The sequence below is a fragment of the Nonomuraea sp. NPDC059007 genome (assembly GCF_042740555.1).
GTDB lineage: Bacteria > Actinomycetota > Actinomycetes > Streptosporangiales > Streptosporangiaceae > Nonomuraea.
On the sequence record NZ_JBHYJD010000002.1, the window covers coordinates 98,026 to 118,573 of the forward strand.

The window sequence follows — 20,548 nt, forward strand, 5'->3', positions numbered from 1 at the left end:
GCTACGCCAGGGACAAGATCCTGAATGCGTCGGTCACGTCGCCGACCACGTGATCCGCTCCGTGGCCGGCGTCGGGCCGGTTGCCGTGGTCCACCCAGATGGTCCGGAGTCCCGCTCCGCGGCCGCCCTCGATGTCGGCGACGAGGTTGTCGCCCACCATCCACCCGCCGTCGGCCGGCGACGCACCGCATCGATCCGCGGCGATCTCGAACAACCGCCTGTCCGGCTTGCGGATGTTCTCGGCTCCGGACACGGCGTAACCGTCCACCGCGTCGGCCAGGCCGGTCCGGCGGATCTTTCCGAACTGATTGTCGGCCATGCCGTTGGTGACGATGCCGAGCTTCCAGCCGGACTCGCGCAACGCCGCGAGACCGTTGAGCACCTCCGGCCGGCAGGTGACGAGGTACGGCATCCGCCGCCGGTAGCCGGTCCACAACGTCTCGACCGGCTCGGCCAGGCCGAACCGGTCCCGCACGAGACCGAAGAAGACGTCACGGCGCGGCCGACTCTCCCGGTCGAGCCCGACCAGCACCTCGACGCCGTCCGCGCCGAGTCCCCGCGTTCCGGCGAACTCCTCGGCCCAGGCCCGGAAGGCCAGGTCACGATCGATGAGGGTGTTGTCCAGGTCGAAGAGGGCAAGTCGCTGCATGTTCAGAGATTGCGGGAGATGACCAGGCGCTGGATCTGGTTGGTGCCTTCGAAGATCTGCATGATCTTGGCTTCTCGCATGTAGCGTTCGACCGGGAAATCGCGCGTGTAACCGTAGCCGCCGAACACCTGTACGGCGTCCGTGGTCACCTTCATGGCGGCGTCCGTGGCCACCAGTTTGGCCACTGATGCCTGCCGGCTGTACGGGAGGTCGGCGTCGCGGCGGCGGGCGGCGTCGAGGTAGGTGGCGCGGGCGGCGTCCACCGCGGCGGCCATGTCGGCCAGGACGAACGCGAGCCCCTGGTGGTCGATGATTTTGCGGCCGAAAGTGGTGCGTTCCTTCGCGTACGCCACCGCCGCGTCCAATGCCGCCTGGGCGAGGCCCGTGGCGCAGGCGGCGATGCCGAGCCTGCCCGAGTCCAGGGCGCTGAAGGCGATCTGCAGGCCCTGGCCTTCGGTGCCGAGGAGGCGGTCGGGTTCCAGGATGGCGCCGTCCCAGTGGGCCGTGGTGGTGGGGATGGCGTGCAGGCCCATCTTCTCCTCGGGACGGCCGAAGGTGAGGCCGTCCACGGCGCCGGGGGCCAGGAAGCAGGAGATGCCCCGGTTGCCCTCGCCGGTCCGGGCGAACAGGGCGTAGAAGTCGGCGATGCCGCCGTGGGTGATCCAGGCTTTGGTGCCGGTGATGCGGTAGCCGTTCTCCACCTTCTCGGCTTTGCAGGTCAGGGCGCCGGCGTCGGATCCGGCCTGGGGTTCGGACAGGCTGTAGCCGCCGATCTGGCGTCCGGCCAGCATGTCGGGCAGCCATCGGTCGATCTGTTCCGGCGTGCCGTACTGCTTCAGGGGGAAGCAGGCGAGCGTGTGGACGCTGACGGCGACCGCCACGGCGGCCCAGCGGGCCGCCAGCTCCTCCAGAACCTGCAGATAGACCTCGTACGGCTGGCCGCCACCACCCAGCTCCTCGGGGTAAGCCAGGCCCAGCAGCCCGACTTCGCCCAGTTTCGCGAACAGGCCGGTGGGATAGGTCTCGGCCCGTTCGTGTTCCTCCACGCGGGTGGCGAGTTCCTTGTCGGCCAGCGTGCGCGTGAGGTCGAGCAGGTCGTGCGCGTCCTGGTTGGGCAGGAGGCGGGATACGGCCACGTGTCTGTCTCCGATCTCAGAGTCCGGCCAGGGCCTTGCGGGCGCGCTCGCGGAATTCCGCGACCCGGGCGAGCTTGATGTCCTCGTATCCGCGGATCATGTCAGGCAGCGCGGCGATCTCGGCGACCGCCTCTGCGCTCGTACCCGCTGAGAGGGCGTCACGCACCAGGGTGCGGTATTCGTGGATGAGCTCGCGCTCGACTCGGCGCACGTGAGCGTAGCCGAAGGGGTCGAGGGCGGTGCCGCGCAGGAAGCGCGCGGCCCGCAGCGTGCGGAACACCGGCTTCGCGGTACGGCGCAGCTTGATCTTCCGCTTCATGCCCAGTGCGCGCAGGATCGGCGGGTGGAGCATGACCGCGACCTTGTCCTCGGGGGCGAACTCGGTCTCGAGGTGGAGCCGGGCGACCTCGTACTCGTCCTTGTAGGCCATGAGCTTGTACAGGCCCTTGGCGTAGGCGATGGCGACGCCTTCGTCGTCGGCGAGTTCGGCGATCTGGTGGACGTCGTCGGAGTAGGTGCGGGCGTAGTCGGCGTTCTGGTAGCCGGTGAGGTCGTCGGTCCTGATCGCGAGGATCTCGGCGAACGACTGCGTCTTCTCCTCGCTCGGCCGCTGGAGCGCGGCGGCCCGGCCGTGGGCGAAGGCGGCGAGGTTCTTCTCGACGGCGGCGCCGTTCAGGCGGATCGCGCCCTCGATGGCCGTGGCGCTGATCGGCAGGCAGCCGTGCTGGTACGCGGCCCCGACGAGCAGCATGTTCGCCGGCATGTGGTCGCCGAACAGTTCCTCGGCCAGCGCCTGCGCGTCCAGGTAGAGGTTGGCCTCGGAGCGGGTGGCGGAGCCGATGCGCTCGACCGCGGCCTGCGCGCCGGGCACCACGGCGCGGCCGGTGACCATCTCGGCGGTCGGCACCACCGCCGTGTTGATCACCGCGACGGTGTGGTCCTTGGCGAGCACGCCCAGGTTGCCTTCCGCCGCGGCGCCGAGCACGTCGAAGCCGATCAGGACGTCCGCCCTGGTGGCCTTGACCGCGCCGGTGATCGGCTCCGGCGAGACGCGTACGTCGCTGATGACCGGGCCGCCCTTCTGCGCCAGCCCGGTCTGTTCGAGACCGGCGGCGTGCAGGCCGTCGAGGTGCGCGGCCATCTGGAGGATCTGCGAGACGGTCACGACGCCGGTGCCGCCGATGCCGGGCATGCGCAGCGTGACCGCGCCGGTGAAGCGGGGCGTGGGCTCGGGCAGGCCGGCGGGCGGCGGCGGGAGCGGCTTGCTCTTGCGCGGACCTGGCTCGACCAGCAGGAACGACGGGCAGTCGCCCTTCAGGCAGGTGAGGTCGGAGTTACACGAAGGCTGGTGAATGCGGGTCTTGCGCCCGAACTCGGTCTCCACCGGCTGAACCGACAGGCACGTGGACTTCTCCCCGCAGTCGCCGCAGCCTTCGCAGACCCGCTCGTTGATGACGACCAGCTCGGCCGGGGTGGGCAGTTTGCCGCGCTTGCGCAGCCGACGCTCCTCGGCGGCGCACCGGTCGTCGTGGATGAGCACGGTGACGCCGTCCACCTTGGCGAGCTCGCGTTCGGTGTCGGCGAAGTCGTCGCGGTGCCGTACGGTCGCGACCGGGTCGAGCCGCACCCCGCGATAGGAGGAGGGGTCCGCGGTCGTGATCACCACGCGGCGCACGCCCTCGATGGCCAGCCACCGCGTGAGCTCGGGGATGGCGAGCCGGCCCTCTGCGCGCTGGCCGCCGGTCATGGCGACCGCGTCGTTGTAGAGCAGCTTGTACGTCATGGACACCCCGGCGGCCACCGCGGCCCTGATCGCCAGCGAGCCGGAGTGGTGGAAGGTACCGTCTCCGAGGTTCTGCACGAAATGCCGGTCCTCGGTGAACGGCGCCAGCCCGATCCACTGCGCGCCCTCGCCGCCCATCTGGGTCAGTCCGAGCTGGGTGCCGCGGCCGTCGCCGTCCAGCGCGATCATGGCGTGGCAGCCGATGCCGACGCCGACCAGCGTGCTGTCGTCGGTGCGGGTGGAGAGGTTGTGCGGGCAGCCCGAGCAGAAGTACGGCGTGCGGGCGGCGACCACCGGCAGCATCCGCGGCTTCCGGGCGCCCTTACCCGATCCGAGGCCGAGCGCCTTGGCCACGTCGGCCGCGCCGACCGTCCCGCGCAGCGGCAGCAGCCCGCGGACCTTCGGCGCGTGCGCGGTGCCGTAAAGCACCGCCTTGAGGTGGTTCTCCAGGAACGGCACCTTGTCCTCGACGACCAGCACCTCCTCCAGTCCGTCGAGCATGCCGAGCAGGTCGTCGCGGTCCAGCGGGTACGGCATGCCGATCCGGATCAGCCGGATGCCCCGCTCCTCCAGGTCCACCCCGGCGTCGGCCAGGGCGCGCTGGGCGGCGGCGAGAGCCGTACCGGAGGCGACGATGCCCAGTTTGGCCTGGCGCGCGCTGAACAGCACGCGGTTGAGGCCGGCGGCGCGCGCGTAGGCGCGGGCGAGGTCGAGGCGGCGGGTGAGCAGGTCGTACTCGGCGTCCAGCGCGGCCGGTCCCACCAGCGTGGGCGGCTTGGTCTCGGCGCGGTCGGGGGCGGGCAGCTCGGGGCGGAGCGCGTCCAGGTCGACGGTGGCGGAGGCGTCGGCCACGTCCGCGACGATCTTCAGCCCGACCCAGAGGCCGCTCGCCCGCGACATCGCCACCGCGTGCAGCCCGAACTCGACGATCTCCGCGACCGAGCCGGGCACCAGCAGCGGCATGAACATGCTCTGGCACATCGGCTCGCACGAGCTGGGCACCGTCGAGGACTTGCAGCCCGGGTCGTCGCCGATCCACGCGACCGCGCCGCCCTTGGCGGCGGTGCCGGCGATGTTGGCGTGCCGGATGGCGTCGGCGGCGCGGTCGAGGCCGGGGTTCTTGCCGTACCAGAACCCGGTGATGCCGTCGTGCTTGCGCCCGGGCGCCAGGCCGAGGAGTTGGGTGCCGGCGACGGCCGTGGCCGCGAGCTCTTCGTTGAGCCCTGGCCTGAAGACGACGCCGGCAGGATCGAGGTACCTGGAGGCGCGGGCCATCTCCAGGTCGACACCGCCCAAGGGCGAGCCCTGGTAGCCGGAGACGAAGACGCGCGTGTCGAGCCCGCGCTCCTCGTCGATGCGACGCTGTTCCAGCGTGAGCCGTACCAGAGCCTGAATGCCCGAGAGCAGCACGCGCCCGTCGAGAGCCGTGTACTTGTCTTCCAACGCCACCATGCGCCAAGTGGAGCAATCCCGGCGGTCCTTGCACAAGTATCAGGGGACATAATGCGATAAAGACGCAAATTGTTTGCGAGGCCTGGCTCTTCGTGTGGCCTGGTTTGCGTGAGGAGCGCCAGTGAGCGAGATCGACGAAATAGACCACCGGCTGCTACGGCTGCTGCGCGAGGACGGCCGCCGGACCTTCTCCGAGATGGCCACCGAGGTGGGCCTGTCCGTCGCGGCCGTCAAGCGGCGGGTGGACCGGCTACGCGAGGCCGGCGTGATCACCGGCTTCACCGTGCAGGTGGACTACGCCAAGCTCGGCTGGGGCATCGAAGCCTTCACCGAGGTCCGCTACTCCGGCGCGACCCCGGTCAGCGAGATCCTCCGCTCGACCACCGCCGTACCGGAGATCCAGGCCGTCTTCACGATCGCCGGCGACCCCGACGCCCTCATCCACCTGCGGGTACGCGACCTGGACCACCTCCAGCAGATCATCGACGGCCTGCGCAGAACCGGCAACGTCACGGGCACCAAGACCCTGATGGTGCTCGGCTCCTGGACCCGCGACGCGCTGCGCACCCCCCGCCGGGGCGGCTAGAGCAGCCGCCTGATCTCGCCGTAGGCCCGGTAGAAACCGCCGCGGCCGGCCGAACGCACGCCGTCGACCACGTACCGGGCGCCCGCCTCGCGCACCGTCTTGGGGAACTGCACGTTCCACGACTCGTAGCCCGGAGTGACCACGCGCACCCGCAGCCGCTCGCCCTCCTGGACGCACTCCACCACGACGCCGTCGCCCGCCCCGGTCTCCAGCACGGTCTCCAGCACCGCCGACGGCTCGACCACCTCCAGCGACGCCGCCGCCTTCACGTCCACCGGCTGCGGCACGTCGCCCGCGCGGGCCGCCGCGATCGCCGCCTCGCTGGCGTCGATGCAGGCCAGCGAGCCGTCCGTGGTCACGATGTAGAGGCGGTCGTCCAGGAACTGCATCGAGAACGCCGAACCGCACCCGGTCCCGAGCTTCCACAACCGCTCGCCGGAGGCGTCGAAGCAGTAGACGGAGGAGTGGTTGTCGCCGGCGAACACGTGGCGGCCGCCCGGCGAGGTGGCGCAGGAGTAGACCGCGCCGTCGCACTGGTAGACCGCCTCCACCCGGCCGTCGCCCTTGGCCAGGCGGTGGACGGTACGGCGGGCCGTACCGGCGTAGACCGAGTGCTCCTCCTGCCAGCCGAACAGCACGTTGCCGGCCGTCTTGTTCTCCCAGACGAGCGTGCCGTCCGCGGTGTCGTAGCGGGCTACGCCGTTGGAGTGGCCGTGGTAGACGGCGTCCTCGTCACACCTGACCATCCAGGCGGAGTCGCCGCTGCCGGAGCGGGCCCACTGGAACTCGTCCTCGTAGTCGATCGTGGTGATCCGGCCCGCCCGGTCGGAGACGCCGAGCACGCCGTCGTTGATGTCCAGCCAGTAGATGTCGACGTCCGCGGCGATCTCGTAGGCCGACCTGGGCACCTTGCCGCTCAGGTCGTACACGCGGCCGTCGTCGCAGCCGGCGTAGATCCAGAAGTCGTCGGCCACGATGCACTTGACGCCGTCGGGCAGCCGGAAGCGGCCGGTCACGGTGCCGGAGTGGGTGACGGTGTAGACGTCGCCGCGCTGGTTGCCGACCCAGCAGCGCTCGCCGTCCACGAAGATCCCGAACGCGGCCGCGCCGCTGTCGAAACGCCACAGCACCGGGGCCTGCTGGGCGGTCGAGCGGGTGCTGGCCATGGCCCTGCGCGTGATGGCCCGGCGCTGGCGCACGCCGCGTACGGCGGGGGCGTACCCCTTGCGGGTCTTCTCCCCGATCTTCTTGGCCGCCGCCGCCTGGGCCTTGGCTTCGCTGGGGAAGGCGGTGACCTTGGTCTGACCTGACTCGCCGATGCGCCCGTAGGTGATGGTGACCTGCGTGCCCGCGACGGTCACCTCGTAGTACTTGTGCGCTCCGCCGCCGTCTTCAGACAGCTCCAGATAGGTCATGTGCGCTTCTCCAGGTTTGCCAGGACTTGATCCATTTGTCGGGAGACTAGAGCAAGCAGACGACAGATTCCGCTAGATCAAGTAGGCGAGGCCGGTGTAGAGGACGATGCTGAAAGCGACCAGGCCGAGAACGAAGGCGAACACCCAATCGGTGAAACGCCAGCTCGCACCGGACAGTCTGGCGTAGACCTCAAGCCCGATCGGAATGACGACCACCTGCACCAGCGACACCACCAACCCCAGGTGAAGCAGGGTTACTTCCCAGGAGGGCACGGACTTTCCCTGGGCGGCGGCCAGGGCCACGATTTCGGCGCGCCCCAGCCAAATCATGCAGGTGCCATTGATAATGATGAAACCCAGCGCGTCCACGGGCCCCAGGCCGGTCTTTTCCCTGCTGCCCGTCTTGCGGGCGGGGCGGGACCATCTGACGACGGCCGTGGACCTGTTCGTCCAGGTGCGACGCTTCCGTCGGGGAATATAGGTGCGCGGGCTGAGCACGGCCCGGAACAAGTCGAGGAGCCGGAACTTCTCCGGAATTCCAAACCTGACCCACTCTTCGCGGGCGACGGTCAGAATGGCCCGCGTCTCCAGGAGAAGCGCAAGAAGAAGGACAGGTACGACCTGGGCGACTAACGAGGCGTACTCCTTGGTCATCGCCCAAAGGTAGCGTGGCCCACATGGGCTTCCGCGCCGGCCGGGCGGATCATCCACCGGTCGATGGGGTCCTGGGCGTAGGCGGTGAAGCCGTGGCGTTCGTACAGGCGCTGGGCCGGGCTGTCGCGCAGCACGATCAGCCGGAACACCTGCGTCTCCGTCAGCACCGTGCGGAGGATGGCGCCGCCCACGCCGCGTCCCTGCGTGGACGGAGACAGGTAGAAGTGTTCCAGCCAGACTCCGTCGTCGGCCGGTCGCAGGGCGATGCTGCCGGCGAAGGCGCCGTTCACCTCGACGATCGACGTGTGCTCGGGGAGGAAGGCGTCCTTGAAGCGCTGTCTCACCCGGTTCGGGTCGAAGCGGCCGAGGCGTTCCAGGTCCGGGCGGAGCACGACGGCGCGGAGCTCGGCGATCGGGTCACTGTCAGCGGGTACGGCGGGGCGCAGCGACCAGCCGTGCTCAGAGGTCAACGGAGAACTCCACCTGGATCAGCGGCCTGCCGTCGCCGAAGTCGTGGTCGCGCGTCGCGCCCGTCTCCGCGAAGCCGCTCTTGGTGTAGAAACGGCGGGACTGCGGGGTGTCGCGCAGGGTCCACAGGTGGGCGCGGGTGAAGCCGTCCTCCTTCAGCTGGGCGAGGGTGGCGGCCATCAGGGCGGGGGCGACGCCGGTGCCCCAGCCGTCGGGGTGGGCGTAGAAGCCGTGGACCTCGGCGATGCCGTTCACGGTCTGGGAGGGGCCGAACCAGGACAGCGCCAGCGGGCGTCCGTCGCCCTCGGCGAGGTAGATCGTGTCCTTGAGCGGGGAGAGCCGGGCGTGCCAGCGGGTACGGCGGCTGCTCACCTGGCCGGCGGCGAAGGCCGGGTCAAAGAACGGCGCGTAGGCGACAGCCCAGGAGTCGGCATGGATCTCGCCGAGGACGTCCCCGTCTTCGATCGTCGCGTGTCTGATGGTGATGACCACTGTGCAACTCTAGCCAAATGCGGACAATTCTCATCATCGGCACCGTGGGTGCGGGAAAGACGTCGGCGGCCGAGGAGGTCGGCGAACTGCTGACGGCCGCCGGCACGCCGCACGGCGTCATCGATCTGGACGCGCTGTCGCGCGGGTGGCCGCCGCCCGCGGGGGACCGGTTCAACCTCGGGCTGACGGTGCGGAACCTGCGGAGCCTGGCGGCGAACTTCCGTGACACCGGCGCCGAGTGGCTGGTGCTCGCGGGGGTGGCCGAGAACGGTGAGCACCGCGAGAAGATCGCGGAGGCGGTGGGCGGCGAGCTCACGGTCTGCAGGTTGCGGGTCGACCTGGCCACCGTCAGGCAACGGCTGGCCGGACGGCACGTGGACGACCCGGAAGGGCTCGGCTGGCACCTCAAGCGCTCCGGCGAACTCGACCGGATCCTGCGCGAAGCCCAGGTCGAGGATGTCGTCGTGGACGGCTCCGGCCCGGTGACCCTGGTGGCGGAAGAGATCCTGAAAGCGGTCGGCTAGTCCCATAGCGGCAGGCGGGTGCCCGCGGCCCTCGCGACCGCGACGCGGTACAGGGCCTGCGCGGCGGCCACGTCCTGGCATTCAGGCTCCCACTGTGCCGTCGACCGCTTCGCGCAGGAAATCGGCGTGCCCGTTGTGCCGGGCGTACTCGTGGATCAGGTGGAGCATCACCATGCGCAGCGACACCTCGGCCTCCCAGCGGGCGTTGTAGGAGGTCAGGTCCAGGGAGGCGGCCGCGCGTTCGATCCGGCGGGCGTGCCCGACCTCGGTCTCCCAGGCGCCGAAGGCCGCCTCGCGGGTGGCGCCGGTGTCGTCGTAGGCGCTCTGGAAGTCCCACAACGTCGCCGACCACACCATCGGCAGGTCCTCGCCGTTGACCACCCGGCGGAACCAGTGCCGCTCCACCTCGGCCATGTGCCGCACCAGCGCCATCAGCGACAGCGTGGACGGCGGCATGGACCTGCTGCGCAACTGCTCGTCGGACAGGTCGGCGCACTTCATGGCCAGGGTGGCGCGGTGGAAGTCCAGATAGGACCGGAGCATCTCGCGCTCGTCGGCGATCAGCGGAGGTCCCACACGCTCGGTCGTCATCCCGAGAGGCTACCGAGGCCTTGACGCTGCGTGCCAAGCCGAGGAGACTCCATCACATGTCGCTATAGTATTTTATTTCGAGGAGCACCCCCATTCCATGAGCGCCATCCTCGCGCTGGCCGCGTTCATCGCCGTCATCGTCATCTGGAACCTCGCCTTCAAGCGCAACATCGCCGAGTCCATGTTCGTCGGCTTCCTGGCCTGCACCGCCTTCGCCGGCCTGGGCGCACCCGCGCTCGCCTGGGAGAGCCTGATCGAAGGCATGAAGTCCGAGGTCACGTACGCCGCGCTGACCTTCGTCTTCGTCAGCGAACTGCTGACCAGGATCGGCCTCATCGGCCGGCTGATCGACATCCTCAGCTCGCTGCTCGGCCGGCGCCGCGGCGGCGCGCTCTACGCGGCCACGGTCGGCTCGGGCGCGTTCGGCGCCGTGGCGCACAACGGCGCGGCCATCGCCGCCACCATCGGCTCCATCGCGATCCCGTGGATGAAGCGCTCGAAGACCAGCGGCGACACCGCCGCCCTGGTCATCTCCGGCAACGCGGGCGTCGGCGCCGTCTTCCCCTTCAGCGGCGCGTTCTTCCTGCTGCTCGCCGCCCCGACGGTCGCGCCGGTGCTGAACGCCGACCAGATGATCGTGCCGATGTTCGTGGTCGCCGCGTGGACCGTCGTGATGCGGCTGGGCATCGCGTACGTGATCGTCCGGCGGCGCGGCGTCGACCGTATGGACCCGGACGACGTGCACCCGCTCGCCGCGACCCTGCGCGCCGGCTGGCCCTCGCTGCTGGTGCTGGCGGCGGTCGCGCTGCCCATCCTGGCCACCGCCGGCGCGGGCGCGCAGTGGGTCGTCGGCCGGATCGGCGAGGACGCGGCCGACACGATCCCCGTGCTCTTCTGGCTGCCCATCTTCATGCTGGTCGTCGGGGTGATCGTGGGGTGGCGACGGCTGCCGCGCCGTACCGGCGAATGGTGGGAGATGCTCGGCGAGATCAGCCCCAAGTTCGCCGTCGTGGGGCTGACCATGGTCTCGGCCTTCGCCGCGTCCGCCGCGCTGTCCACGCTCGGCCTGGGGGAGCAGCTCGCGCCGCTCATCCAGCGGATGCAGGGCGTGCCGGCGCCGGTCGTGGTGGTGGTCGTCGGCCTGGTCGTCCTGCTGGTGTCCGGGCCGCTGAGCACGACGGCCACGATCGCGGCGGTGGGCTCGGTCGGGTTCCTGGCGCTGACCGGCGCCGGCATCGAGCCGCACCTCGCCTACGCCGCGCTCATCGTGTGGGCCAGCGCGGAAGGCTGCTCCCCGCCCGGCGCGGCCCCGCTCTACGTCGCCGCCGGGATCGCCGGCAGCGACCCGGTGAAGATCTTCCGGCCGGTCATCGGCTACTACCTGGTCCCGTCCTTCGTGGCCGGGATCGTGGTCGCGCTGAGCCTGCTGTGGATCCCGTTCTAAAGGAGGAAGTCCCATGTACGCGCTGCTGCTCACCGTCTTCAGGCTGCTGCTGATCACCTTCGTGCTCGGCGGCGTGGCCGTGACGTTCTTCCAGGTGGCGGGCATCCTGATCGCCAGCCCCGGCCTGACGTCGTTCTTCGGCGGCGACTTCGCCGACTGGACCTGCGTCGTGGCCGCGCTGGCGGGGATCGTCTCGTTCCTGCAGCTCTACACGAAGGACGCGAAGGACACCGAGGAGCTCGTCTAGCCGGTCGCCGCGACGGGCCGCTGCTTCCTGCGCCGGTTGGCATTCTGCAGATGTTCGCGCATCCGGATCGAGGCGATCTCGGGGTTGCCCTCCGCCAGGGCCTCGTAGATCGCGCGGTGCTCCCTGGCCGCGTGCCCGGCGCCGGTGTTGCCCAGCCGCGAGAAGAGGCGGAAGCGCTGCACCTGGCCGTTGAGCGAGCGGTAGGCGGTCTCCAGGAACGGGTTGTCGCACTGCTGGGCGATCAGGCCGTGGAAGCGGTCGTCGGCCGCCCAGTAGGAGCGGAAGGAGCTCGACTCGGTGTCGGCCAGGCCCACCGAGCGGTCGAGCTCCTCGACCGCCTCCAGCAGCTCCTCCAGGAACTCCGGCGTGGTGCGCCGGCAGGTCTCGTAGGCCAAAGCCGGCTCCAGGACCAGCCGGGCGTCCATCAGCTTGCCGATCTCCCTGTCGGTGAACATCGGCGCGACCCGGTAGCCCTTGAGCGCCTCGCGGACCACCAGGCCGGTGTGCTCCAGCCGGGCGAGGGCCTCGCGCAGGGGGGTCTGGCTGACGTCGAGTTCGCGCGAGAGGGCGCCGATGTTCAGAGGGGAGCCGGGAGTCCGCTTTCCGGTCATGAACTGGTCGAGAAGCACCTCGTACATCTGGTCGGCAAGGGGCTGCTTCTTCTTGCGGGCCTCGGACATCACGTTCCTCTCGTCGAGCCGATTATCCCAGGCGATCGACTCTAGGATCTATCGCTATAGTATAGTTTTAATGGAAAGGATCTTCCTCATGCGTGTCCTCGTGACCACTGCCTGGCTCCAGCCCGGCGATCAGGTCGACCGGCTGCTCCGGGAGGAGGGCTTCGAGGTCGTCCACAAGCGCTCCGGCCGGCTCGTGGACCTCGTCCGGGAGGTGGACGGCGTGGTCGCCGGCACGGACGCCTTCACCGCCGAGGTCCTCGCCGCCGCACCGAAGCTCAAGGTCATCGGACGCACCGGCGCCGGCTACGACAACATCGACACCGAAGCGGCCACCGAACGCGGCATCGCCGTATGCCCGACTCCGGGCGTCAACCGGCGCGCGGTCGCCGAGCACACCCTCGCCCTGATGCTCAACTGCGCCCGGCTGCTGCCCCAGAACATCCGCTCGGTCAGGAGCGGCGGCTGGGAGCAGCCGAGCGGCCGCGAGCTGGCGGGGGCGACCCTGGGCATCGTGGGTCTCGGCGCCATCGGCAAGTCGGTGGCCGAGCTGGGCAGCCTGCTCGGCATGGACGTGCTCGCCTACGACCCCGACCTCGACCTCGACTTCGCCGCCCGCACCGGCGTGCGCGCCGTTCCGCTGGCCGAGCTGCTGCGCCGGTCCGACTTCGTCAGCCTCCACATCTTCCTCGACGCCTCCACCCGCCACCTGATCGACGCCGCCGCACTGGCCACGATGAAGCCCACCGCCTACCTGATCAACACCGCCCGCGGCGGCGTGATCGACGAGGACGCGCTGGCCGACGCCCTCGAACGCGGCGAGCTGGCCGGCGCCGCGCTCGACGTGGTCGAGGTCGAGCCGCTGCCCGCCGCCAGCCGCCTGCGCGAGCACGACAACGTGATCGTCACCGCCCACGTCGGCGCCGCCACCGCCGAGTCCCGCGCCCGCTCGGGCCGGATGGCCGCGCAGGCGGTCATCGACGTCCTGAACGGCCGCGCCCCCGCCTTCACCGTCAACCCCCCGAAGGTGTCCTGACATGCGCTTCGACGCGAACCTGAAGTGGTTGTTCACCGAGCTGTCGTTCGAGGCGCGCTTCGACGCCGCGGCCGCGGCCGGTTTCGAGGGCGTCGAATACCCCGACCCCTACGCCCACGACCCCGCCGGCCTCGTCCGCCGCCTGCGCGAAGCCGGGCTCGAACAGGTGCTCATCAACACGCCGCAGGGCGCCGACGCCTGCCGCGCCGCCGGCTTCCGCGAGGGCTTCGACCGGGCGATGGAGTACGCGCTCGCGCTCGGCGCCGGCCTCGTCCACGTCCGGGCCGGCACCCGGCCCGAGGGCGTCGTCCGCGAGCGCGCCGAGGCCCGCCTGGTCGCCAACCTCGCCTGGGCCGCCGGCCAGTCGCGCGGCAGCGGCGTACGCCTGGTGCTGGAGGCGCAGAACCACCGCGACAGCCCCGGCCGCGTCCTGCGTACCCAGGCGCAGGCCGCCGCCGTGGCCGAGGCGCTCGACGCCGACCACGTGGGTGTGCTGTTCGACCTCTACCATGCGCAGGTCGACGAGGGCGATCTGATCACCAAGGTGCGCGAGCTGGCGCCGTACACCTTCCACTACCAGGTCGCCGACCCGCCCGGCCGGCACGAGCCCGGCACCGGCGAGATCGGCTGGCGCGCGGTCTTCGCCGCCATCCGCGAGAACGGCTATGGAGGCTGGATCGGCTGCGAGTACCAGCCCCAGGGCCGCACGCTCGACGGCCTCGGCTGGATCGAGGAGCTGGCCGGATGACCCGCGTCGCGCTGATCAGCGCCACCCCCGCCGCGATCGCCCCCGCCGTCGCGGGCCTGGCCGACGCGTTCCCCGAGGCCGAGCCCTGGAACCTGCTCGACGACAAGCTCCTCGCCGACGCCCGCGCGGGCGGGCCGAGCGCGCGCATGTCCGCCCTCATCGGCTACGCGGTCGACGCGGGCGCGCACGGGGTGCTGCTGACCTGCTCCCTGTACGGCGAAGCCGCCCGATCGGCCGCCCGAGGAGTCCCCGTCCTGGCCCCCGACGACGCCGCCTTCACCAAGGTGGCCGAGTCCGGATACCGGCGCGTCCTGACCGTGGCCAGCCTGGAGGAAGCGCTGGCCGACTCGGTCGCCCGCCTGACCGGGGCGGCGCCGGGCGTGGCCGTGGACGGCGTGGTCAGCCTCGCCGCCTTCCAGGTCAGCGACGGGCGGGCGCTGGCCCGAGCCCTCCACGACACCTGTGCCCCTCACACGAACGGGGTGGAGGCGGTGGTGCTCGCCCAGTACTCGCTGGCCCCGGCCGCCGCGGAACTGGCCAGGTCGCTCGGCCTCCCGGTGATCTCCGGCCCGCACACCGCCGCCGCCGCGCTCCGGCGCGCCGTCCTGGGCGGCGAGCGGCCGTGATCGGCGCCATCGCCGACGACGTCACCGGCGCCACCGACGTCGCGGTCGCGCTGCACCGGCACGGCCTGCGCACCCTGCTCTTCTTCGGCACCCCCGCCGCCGGCACCGGCTCGACCCCGCACGACGCCGTCGTCATCGCGCTGAAGACGCGCACGGCCCCCCGCGAGCGGGCCGTCGAGCAGTCGCTCGCCGCCCTGGACTGGCTGCGCGCCCACGGCGTCGGCCAGGTCTACTTCAAGTACTGCTCCACCTTCGACTCCACCCCGGACGGCAACATCGGCCCGGTACTCGACGCCCTGGCCGACGCCCTCGACGCGCCGCTGGTCGCGATGACCCCGAGCTCGCCCGAGCACGGCCGTACCCAGTACCTCGGCTACCTGTTCGCGGGTGAGCGGCTGCTGTCGGAGTCGCACATGCGCGACCACCCGCTCACGCCGATGACCGACTCCTACCTGCCACGCGTCCTCGAAGCCCAGTCCGCGTACCGGGCCGGGGTGGTCCCGCTGGAGACGGTACGCGGCGGACCGGCGGCCATCGGCAGGCGGCTGGAACTCCTGCGGCGCGAGGGCGTCCGGTACGCCCTGGTGGACGCGGTCGAGGACGGCGACCTGGCCGCGGCCGGGCAGGCGCTGGGCGGCCTGCGCCTGGTCGCGGGGGCGGCCGGGCTCGCCGCCGGACTCGCCCTGGCCCACGAGGTCGGCAAGATCCACGAGGCCGCGGGGGACCCGCCCGCGCACGTGCCGGCGGGGCGCGCGGCCGTACTGGCGGGGAGTTGTTCCGCGCGCACGCTCGAACAGGTCCGCGCGGTGATCGAGCACGGACGGCCCGCCCACCGCCTGGACGCCCTCGCCGAGCCCGACCCCGAGGCGCTCGCCGCGAACGCCCTGGCCTGGTACGACGCCCAGCGGCCCGAAGACGGCGCCCCGCTGATCTACTCCAGCCTGCCCCCGGCCGAACTGCGCGAGGTCCAGCGCGTGCTGGGCCGCGAGCGGTCGGCCGGGCTGCTGGAGTCCGCGCTGGGCCGGATCGCCCGCGGCCTGGTCGAGCGGGGTGTCACCCGGCTGGTCGCGGCCGGTGGCGAGACCTCGGGCGCGGTCGTCCGCGCGCTCGGCGTCACCGGCGGCGTGATCGGGCCCGAGGCGGCCCGGGGCGTCCCCTGGATCTTCACCCCGTCCCTCAGCCTTCTCCTCAAGTCGGGCAACTTCGGCGAGCCCGGCCTGCTGCTCGACGCCTCACGATCGGAGACCCCATGAAGTTGTTCAGCACCTTGGCCGTGAAGAAGGCCTTCGACGACGTGCTCCTCGCGGAGTTCACCGGCAGGACCGGCATCGCGGTCGACGGCGTCTACGACCCGACCACGCAGCTGATGGCCCGCATCCGGGCAGGTGAGCGCCCCGACGTGATGATCGCCGTCACCTCCTCCTTCGACGAGCTGAACGGCAGTGCCGTCCTCGACCTGTCCACGAGGACGGCGATCGCGAAGACCGGCGTGGGCCTGGCGGTGCCGCCGGGCGCGCGGCTCCCGGACGTCACCACGCTCGACGCGTTCAAGGCGGCCCTGCTCGACGCCCGCAGCGTGGCCTACTCGCGCACCGGCGCGAGCGGCATCTACTTCGCCCGGCTGATCGAGGAGCTCGGCATCGCCGAGGAGGTCAACGCCCGCGCCACCGTGATCGACAAGGGCTTCATCGCCCACGCCGTGGTGGACGGGCGTGCCGACGTGGCGATCCAGCAGCTCAGCGAGCTGCGTTTCGTCCCGGACGCCCGGATCGCCGGGCCGTTCCCCGCCGAGGTGCAGCACTACAGCGAGTTCTCCGCCGTGGCCGCCACGGCGGAGAACGGCGAGACCGCCGCCTTCCTCGCCTTCCTCACCTCCGACGAGGCCCGGCGAGCCTACGAGCGGACCGGCCTGGAGCTGCCCTGACCGAAATCCAAGGGGTGCGGGCGCGCCCGCCCGCACCCCTCGCGCTCAGTTCACGTTGATGGTGAACGTCGAGGTCGTGTTGCGGATGTCGGTGTGGTTGCCGCTGAAGCGCAGCCCGTTGAACGTCACCGAGCCCACCGCAGGGCCCTGGCCGGGCTCCGGCAGCTCGTTCGCCCACAGGCCGAAGCCCGACTTGGCGTCGAAGGCGTCACCGGACTTGCGCGCGCCGCTGATCGAGATGTCGGTGAGGACCGTGTCGGTGATCGGGTTCACCGGCCGGCCGCCCAGATACTGCGTCTGGAACATGATCCCCGAGTACGTCGGATCCACGATGTCCACGTCGCTGATCCTGATGCCCTGGAACACCTTCGACGCGGAGAACAACCAGATCGCCGGGAACGTCTGCTGTCCCCAGAAATGCCCGCCCGCCCGGACGATCGAGATGTTCTCGAACCGGGTCGGCGTGGGGCCGAAGCCCCGCATCTGGATGCCGAAGTCCAGCGAGCTGACCGTGATGCCGGAGTAGACGAGGGTGTCGGCGATGTAGATGTTCCTGAACACGTTGTCCTGCCCGCCGTACACGGCCACGCCGGCCGCCCGCCAGGTCAGGGTCGAGGTCAGGTTCTCGTAGACGTTGCCCGTCTGGTCGGCGTTGTTGATGTCGATCGCGGCGAACAGCGCGAAGCTGTCGTCGCCGGTGCCGCGCGCCTCCACGTTCCTGACCGTGTTGTCCGAGCTGCCGTTGGTCAGGTTGATCGCGTCGGCGAACGTGTCACGCACCCGCGAGTTCGTCACGGTCAGGTTGCGCATGTTGGTGCCCCAGAGCATGCACATCTGGTGCTCGACCCACACGTTGTCGATGGTGAGGTTCGCGACGCCGTTGAGGTCCCAGACCTTGCCGGGGCCGTCGTTGCGGATCACGTAGTTGCCGAACGAGGCGAACCCGCTGAACGACGAACCGCCCGCCGAGCTCTGCACGTCGAACCCGACGTTCGTGTTCTCCTGCCCGGAGGGCGACAGGAACCTGGTGAACCACGGGCCGGCGCCGGTGACCTTGACGGCCTTGCCGTACACCTGGAACTTCTGCGCGGTCGGGTAGTCGCCCGCGGGCAGGTAGACGCCCACGAGCGCGGGGTCCTGGCGGGCGCGGTCGAGCGCGCTCTGCACGTCCTGGTGCGTGAATCCAGCCGGTACGGCATAGCGTGCCGGATCCGGGTTGCCCTGCGGCGTGGCCTGCTCCAGGTTGATGAAGTCGATCGCGAACGTGCCGCCGTTGGCCGCGTCCTTCTGCAGCCTGATCTTGCTGCCCTGCGGCACGGTGGTGCCGAGCGTCACGTTGGCCTCGTCGTAGATGTGGCGGGGCGGGCCGGCGCCGGGCGAGTTGCTCGGGTTGGCCTCGTCGCCGTAGAGCCAGGCGTACTTCGAGGTCAGGTTGATCGCCTTGAGGAAGGTTCCGTTGACGTAGACGTTCAGCGTCGAGGTGGTGCCGTCGGGGATGGAGTAGCGGGTGACCAGCGTGTTCGCCGGCGCCCTGGTGGTGAACTCGACCGAGGCGCCGGTGGAGTTCAGCAGGACCGCGCGCCGTCCCGAGGCCTCGCCGGCCGGGTCGCCGATGGTGCGGTTCGGGCCCACGAGCTGCGCGCCGCCGGCGGGCACGCCGTCCTCGGCCTCGTACATGTCGTAGGGCAGGTTGGCGCCCCTGCCCACGAACAGGGTCTGCGTGGTGGTGTTGTTGGCCCGCTTGACCGGCAGCTCGTTGGCGTCGTCCGCGATGACGGTCTTGACGGTGTACTTGCCGTTGGCCGCGGTCCAGGTGCCGAGCGTGGTCGGCGGGGCGGTGGCGCCGGCGTTGATGACGCCGGAGTGGGAGCCGGTCAGCGTGCGGATGACGGTGCCGGACTCGTTGGCGACGGTCAGCGTGACCCCGTGCGCGCCGCTGGCCGAGGCCAGGTTGCCCTGGTTCTTGATCGCGACGGAGAACGTGACCGTGTCACCGGCCGCCGGGTTGCCCGGTGTCCAGCCGACCGGCGCGGCGAGCAGGTCGGAACTGTCCACGGGCCGGACGGTCAGCGGGTTCGGGTGGTTGTAGGTGTTGTTGCCCTCGTTCTGCTCGATGACGGAGTCGCCCTCGTCGACCTTCGCCGACAGCGGGTACGAGCCCGCGGGGCGGGTGCCGATGTTGGCCGACACCGTGGCCGAGGCTCCGGCGGCCAGTGCGGCCACGTTCGCGGTGCCCGCCTTGGCGGTGCCGAGGTACAGGTTGACGTCCGTGGCGCCGGAAGGCTCGGTGCCGATGTTCTTGACAGTGGCCGACAGGGTGACGGCGTCGCTTTCCACCGGGTTCGCGGGCGAGGCGGACATGCCGGTGACGGTCAGGTCGGGGTTCGGCGCCGGGGTGCCGATCACCTGGAACTCGGCCACCTGGCCGTTCGGCGCCCCCGTGTTGGCGCTGAACGACAGCCGCACGCCGGCCAGGCGCGCGTTCAGGGGGATCGTCACCGTGTTGCCGGAGGCCGGGTTGAAGGTGTAGGCGGCGCTCTCCTTCCTGACGGTGTAGCCGGAGGTGTTCTGGTCGTGGCCGAGCACCTGGAGGGTCTGCGTGCGGGTGGCCCAGGCGGCGTCGGGGTTGAGCTTGAGCACGAGGGCGGAGACGTCGGCGTTGGCGCCCAGCTCGACGGTGAGCGTGTTCGGGTACCCGCCGCCGCCTTCCCAGTAGGTGGCGAGGTTGCCGTCGTTGGCGTTGGCCGGGACGTAGACCCAGGTGGAGCCGCTGGCGGTGATCGGCTTGTTCAGGGCGAGGTTGCTGCCGCCGCCGCCTGACCGGGTGACCGTGTCGCTCTCGGGGGAGCGGTTGTCGGCCGCGTCCTTGGCTTTCACGTAGTAGGAGATGGTGGTGGTGGGCGGCTGACTATCCGTATACGCCAGGATATTTCCGCCTACTGTGGCCCTTAGGTCGTTGTTTGCGTAGATCTCATATCCCGTCACCCCGACGTTGTCGGTGGAGGCCTGCCAGGTCAGCCTGATCTGGCCGCTCGCCGGCTCGGTGAAGGCCAGGTTGCCCGGGGCCGTCGGGGGTTGGGTGTCGGGGCCGGTGGCCGGGCCGTACACCTCGAACTCCGAGATCTGACCCGCCGGCCAGCCGGTGTTCGCCGTGATGGACAGGCGCACGTAGCGGGTGCTGACCGCGGTGAGGTCGATGGTCGCCGTGGGGCTGAACGTGCGGGTCGCCTGGGCGCCGATGGTGGTGAAGGTCGTCCCGTTGGTACTGCCCTGCACGGTCATCGTCTGGGTACGGCTCGGCCAGGTGGTGGGCAGCTTGAGCACCAGCTGATCGACCGTGACGGCGGCGCCGAGGTCGACCTGGATCCATTGGGGGAAGGCGTTGTTGGCCGACTCCCAGTATGTGGACTGGTCGCCGTCGGTGGCTCTGGGGGCGGGGTAGACGTCGGTGAAGCTGCTGGCCGAAGCGGGCTTGCCGAGGGCGAGGTTGGGGCCTGCCTGGGCTTGGGCCGGGTGGGGCGTCAGAACGAAGGATAAGGCGAGTGCGAGTAACGCAAGCATGCGTCTCATGGGCGGGCCCTTCGTGACGGGGGGTGGCCAAACCATAAGATGACGAACAAATGACCGCAATATTTCGACTGGATTGCGCAAATTTTCGACAAGGCGGTGGGAGCGTTCCAAGGCTAGTTGGACTGGCCAGATGAGCCGGGAATTCCCTGAACCCGCGCGCAAGGGCTTACGTCACACCCCCGCAAGCCCACGCAAGCCCATGACGTGGTTTTGCGCCCCGCACTCACCCGCCCCGCGCCCCTGGCCGCGCCTCGCTCCGCGCCCACACGCCATGCGCGGCTTCCGCGCCGCGCTCCACCCGCCCGGCACCCACACGCCACACGGCCACTCCTGTGCGCCGCGTGGTTTCCACGCCCGTGCCCGTGCTGTTTCCGCGTCTCTCCCGTCCCGGTGTCCCTGGCCCGCGCCTGCTCACCATGCGCGACTTCCGCGCTGCGCGCCACCCGCCCGGCGCACATGCCCTGCGCCGGGCGCGACCCGTGCGCGCCGCATGGCTCCCACGCCCGTGCTGTTTCCGCGTCTCGCG

At 70.7% G+C, this 20,548-nt stretch carries 19 protein-coding genes; 9 read left to right on the forward strand and 10 right to left on the reverse strand.

What is annotated here, in order from left to right:
• Position 1 precedes the first annotated feature (1 nt).
• From ACFWY5_RS03105 to ACFWY5_RS03115, 3 genes are read right to left on the reverse strand one after another with little or no spacing between them, the layout of a single operon-like run.
• Positions 2 to 649: an HAD family hydrolase gene (locus tag ACFWY5_RS03105; RefSeq protein WP_379630406.1), complete on the reverse strand. Its 648-nt coding sequence runs from the start codon at positions 647 to 649 to the stop codon at positions 2 to 4.
• Positions 650 to 651: 2 nt separating this feature from the next.
• Positions 652 to 1,785, reverse strand: coding sequence for an acyl-CoA dehydrogenase family protein (locus ACFWY5_RS03110; RefSeq protein ID WP_379615144.1), 1,134 nt, complete (start codon positions 1,783 to 1,785; stop codon positions 652 to 654).
• A gap of 16 nt (positions 1,786 to 1,801) precedes the next feature.
• A complete protein-coding gene (locus ACFWY5_RS03115; protein WP_379630407.1) occupies positions 1,802 to 5,020 on the reverse strand; it encodes an indolepyruvate ferredoxin oxidoreductase family protein in 3,219 nt (1,072 codons plus the stop codon).
• A gap of 121 nt (positions 5,021 to 5,141) precedes the next feature.
• On the opposite strand from ACFWY5_RS03115, the gene ACFWY5_RS03120 reads away from it, so the two are divergent.
• On the forward strand, positions 5,142 to 5,606 hold the full coding sequence (locus ACFWY5_RS03120; protein ID WP_379615140.1) for an Lrp/AsnC family transcriptional regulator: 465 nt from the start codon (positions 5,142 to 5,144) through the stop codon (positions 5,604 to 5,606).
• Here ACFWY5_RS03120 and ACFWY5_RS03125 read toward each other — a convergent pair.
• The 4 genes from ACFWY5_RS03125 to ACFWY5_RS03140 all read right to left on the reverse strand — a co-directional run bounded on the left by ACFWY5_RS03125 (position 5,603) and on the right by ACFWY5_RS03140 (position 8,635).
• Positions 5,603 to 7,021, reverse strand: a complete 1,419-nt coding sequence (locus ACFWY5_RS03125) for a WGR domain-containing protein (RefSeq protein WP_379630408.1) — start codon at positions 7,019 to 7,021, stop codon at positions 5,603 to 5,605. The two genes, ACFWY5_RS03120 and ACFWY5_RS03125, sit on opposite strands and share 4 nt — an antisense overlap.
• A 72-nt stretch (positions 7,022 to 7,093) precedes the next feature.
• Positions 7,094 to 7,675, reverse strand: coding sequence for a hypothetical protein (locus ACFWY5_RS03130; protein ID WP_379615136.1), 582 nt, complete (start codon positions 7,673 to 7,675; stop codon positions 7,094 to 7,096).
• Positions 7,672 to 8,145, reverse strand: coding sequence for a GNAT family N-acetyltransferase (locus ACFWY5_RS03135; RefSeq protein ID WP_379630409.1), 474 nt, complete (start codon positions 8,143 to 8,145; stop codon positions 7,672 to 7,674). The genes ACFWY5_RS03130 and ACFWY5_RS03135 overlap by 4 nt, the downstream gene beginning before the upstream one ends.
• Positions 8,135 to 8,635 carry a GNAT family N-acetyltransferase gene (locus tag ACFWY5_RS03140; RefSeq protein ID WP_379630410.1) on the reverse strand — a complete coding sequence of 167 codons (501 nt, stop codon included), beginning with the start codon at positions 8,633 to 8,635 and terminating at the stop codon, positions 8,135 to 8,137. The genes ACFWY5_RS03135 and ACFWY5_RS03140 overlap by 11 nt, the downstream gene beginning before the upstream one ends.
• A 17-nt stretch (positions 8,636 to 8,652) precedes the next feature.
• On the opposite strand from ACFWY5_RS03140, the gene ACFWY5_RS03145 reads away from it, so the two are divergent.
• Positions 8,653 to 9,159 carry a hypothetical protein gene (locus ACFWY5_RS03145; protein WP_379630411.1) on the forward strand — a complete coding sequence of 169 codons (507 nt, stop codon included), beginning with the start codon at positions 8,653 to 8,655 and terminating at the stop codon, positions 9,157 to 9,159.
• Between the two features lie 81 nt (positions 9,160 to 9,240).
• Here the strand turns inward: ACFWY5_RS03145 and ACFWY5_RS03150 are convergent, their stop codons facing one another.
• Positions 9,241 to 9,750 (reverse strand): DinB family protein, encoded by a 510-nt coding sequence (locus ACFWY5_RS03150; RefSeq protein ID WP_379630412.1) that lies wholly within the window; start codon positions 9,748 to 9,750, stop codon positions 9,241 to 9,243.
• 97 nt (positions 9,751 to 9,847) lie between these two features.
• Between ACFWY5_RS03150 and ACFWY5_RS03155 the strand changes: the two genes are divergently transcribed.
• Together ACFWY5_RS03155 and ACFWY5_RS03160 are read left to right on the forward strand one after the other, a co-directional pair.
• Positions 9,848 to 11,194 (forward strand): TRAP transporter large permease subunit, encoded by a 1,347-nt coding sequence (locus ACFWY5_RS03155; RefSeq protein WP_379615126.1) that lies wholly within the window; start codon positions 9,848 to 9,850, stop codon positions 11,192 to 11,194.
• A gap of 13 nt (positions 11,195 to 11,207) precedes the next feature.
• Complete coding sequence (locus tag ACFWY5_RS03160; RefSeq protein WP_184958363.1) at positions 11,208 to 11,441, forward strand: hypothetical protein; 234 nt, start codon at positions 11,208 to 11,210, stop codon at positions 11,439 to 11,441.
• Here the strand turns inward: ACFWY5_RS03160 and ACFWY5_RS03165 are convergent.
• Positions 11,438 to 12,121, reverse strand: a complete 684-nt coding sequence (locus ACFWY5_RS03165; RefSeq protein ID WP_379615123.1) for a GntR family transcriptional regulator — start codon at positions 12,119 to 12,121, stop codon at positions 11,438 to 11,440. The genes ACFWY5_RS03160 and ACFWY5_RS03165 overlap by 4 nt on opposite strands.
• A gap of 88 nt (positions 12,122 to 12,209) precedes the next feature.
• Here ACFWY5_RS03165 and ACFWY5_RS03170 point away from each other — a divergent pair, with 88 nt between their 5' ends.
• The 5 genes from ACFWY5_RS03170 to ACFWY5_RS03190 are packed head-to-tail and all read left to right on the forward strand — an operon-like array spanning position 12,210 to position 16,452.
• A complete protein-coding gene (locus tag ACFWY5_RS03170) occupies positions 12,210 to 13,154 on the forward strand; it encodes a phosphoglycerate dehydrogenase (protein ID WP_379615121.1) in 945 nt (314 codons plus the stop codon).
• 1 nt (position 13,155) lies between these two features.
• Entirely contained in the window at positions 13,156 to 13,902 is a 747-nt protein-coding gene (locus ACFWY5_RS03175) for a hydroxypyruvate isomerase family protein (RefSeq protein WP_379630413.1), read from the forward strand.
• Positions 13,899 to 14,528, forward strand: coding sequence for a hypothetical protein (locus ACFWY5_RS03180; protein ID WP_379630414.1), 630 nt, complete (start codon positions 13,899 to 13,901; stop codon positions 14,526 to 14,528). The genes ACFWY5_RS03175 and ACFWY5_RS03180 overlap by 4 nt, the downstream gene beginning before the upstream one ends.
• Entirely contained in the window at positions 14,525 to 15,781 is a 1,257-nt protein-coding gene (otnK, locus tag ACFWY5_RS03185) for a 3-oxo-tetronate kinase (RefSeq protein WP_379630415.1), read from the forward strand. Before ACFWY5_RS03180 ends, otnK begins: the two co-directional genes overlap by 4 nt.
• Positions 15,778 to 16,452, forward strand: coding sequence for a molybdate ABC transporter substrate-binding protein (locus tag ACFWY5_RS03190; protein ID WP_379630416.1), 675 nt, complete (start codon positions 15,778 to 15,780; stop codon positions 16,450 to 16,452). The genes otnK and ACFWY5_RS03190 overlap by 4 nt, the downstream gene beginning before the upstream one ends.
• 45 nt (positions 16,453 to 16,497) lie before the next feature.
• Here the strand turns inward: ACFWY5_RS03190 and ACFWY5_RS03195 are convergent, their stop codons facing one another.
• Positions 16,498 to 20,022 carry a discoidin domain-containing protein gene (locus ACFWY5_RS03195; protein ID WP_379630417.1) on the reverse strand — a complete coding sequence of 1,175 codons (3,525 nt, stop codon included), beginning with the start codon at positions 20,020 to 20,022 and terminating at the stop codon, positions 16,498 to 16,500.
• Between the last annotated feature and the right edge of the window lie 526 nt (positions 20,023 to 20,548).

Coding starts and splice junctions, on each gene's coding strand:
- ACFWY5_RS03115 (WP_379630407.1), bottom strand. CDS start 5,020: ATGGTGGCGTTGGAAGACAAGTACACGGCTCTCGACGGGCGCGTGCTG.
- ACFWY5_RS03150 (WP_379630412.1), bottom strand. CDS start 9,750: ATGACGACCGAGCGTGTGGGACCTCCGCTGATCGCCGACGAGCGCGAG.
- ACFWY5_RS03145 (WP_379630411.1), top strand. CDS start 8,653: ATGCGGACAATTCTCATCATCGGCACCGTGGGTGCGGGAAAGACGTCG.
- ACFWY5_RS03125 (WP_379630408.1), bottom strand. CDS start 7,021: ATGACCTATCTGGAGCTGTCTGAAGACGGCGGCGGAGCGCACAAGTAC.
- ACFWY5_RS03155 (WP_379615126.1), top strand. CDS start 9,848: ATGAGCGCCATCCTCGCGCTGGCCGCGTTCATCGCCGTCATCGTCATC.
- ACFWY5_RS03160 (WP_184958363.1), top strand. CDS start 11,208: ATGTACGCGCTGCTGCTCACCGTCTTCAGGCTGCTGCTGATCACCTTC.
- ACFWY5_RS03165 (WP_379615123.1), bottom strand. CDS start 12,121: ATGTCCGAGGCCCGCAAGAAGAAGCAGCCCCTTGCCGACCAGATGTAC.
- ACFWY5_RS03130 (WP_379615136.1), bottom strand. CDS start 7,675: ATGACCAAGGAGTACGCCTCGTTAGTCGCCCAGGTCGTACCTGTCCTT.
- ACFWY5_RS03105 (WP_379630406.1), bottom strand. CDS start 649: ATGCAGCGACTTGCCCTCTTCGACCTGGACAACACCCTCATCGATCGT.
- ACFWY5_RS03180 (WP_379630414.1), top strand. CDS start 13,899: ATGACCCGCGTCGCGCTGATCAGCGCCACCCCCGCCGCGATCGCCCCC.
- ACFWY5_RS03170 (WP_379615121.1), top strand. CDS start 12,210: ATGCGTGTCCTCGTGACCACTGCCTGGCTCCAGCCCGGCGATCAGGTC.
- ACFWY5_RS03195 (WP_379630417.1), bottom strand. CDS start 20,022: ATGAGACGCATGCTTGCGTTACTCGCACTCGCCTTATCCTTCGTTCTG.
- ACFWY5_RS03190 (WP_379630416.1), top strand. CDS start 15,778: ATGAAGTTGTTCAGCACCTTGGCCGTGAAGAAGGCCTTCGACGACGTG.
- ACFWY5_RS03175 (WP_379630413.1), top strand. CDS start 13,156: ATGCGCTTCGACGCGAACCTGAAGTGGTTGTTCACCGAGCTGTCGTTC.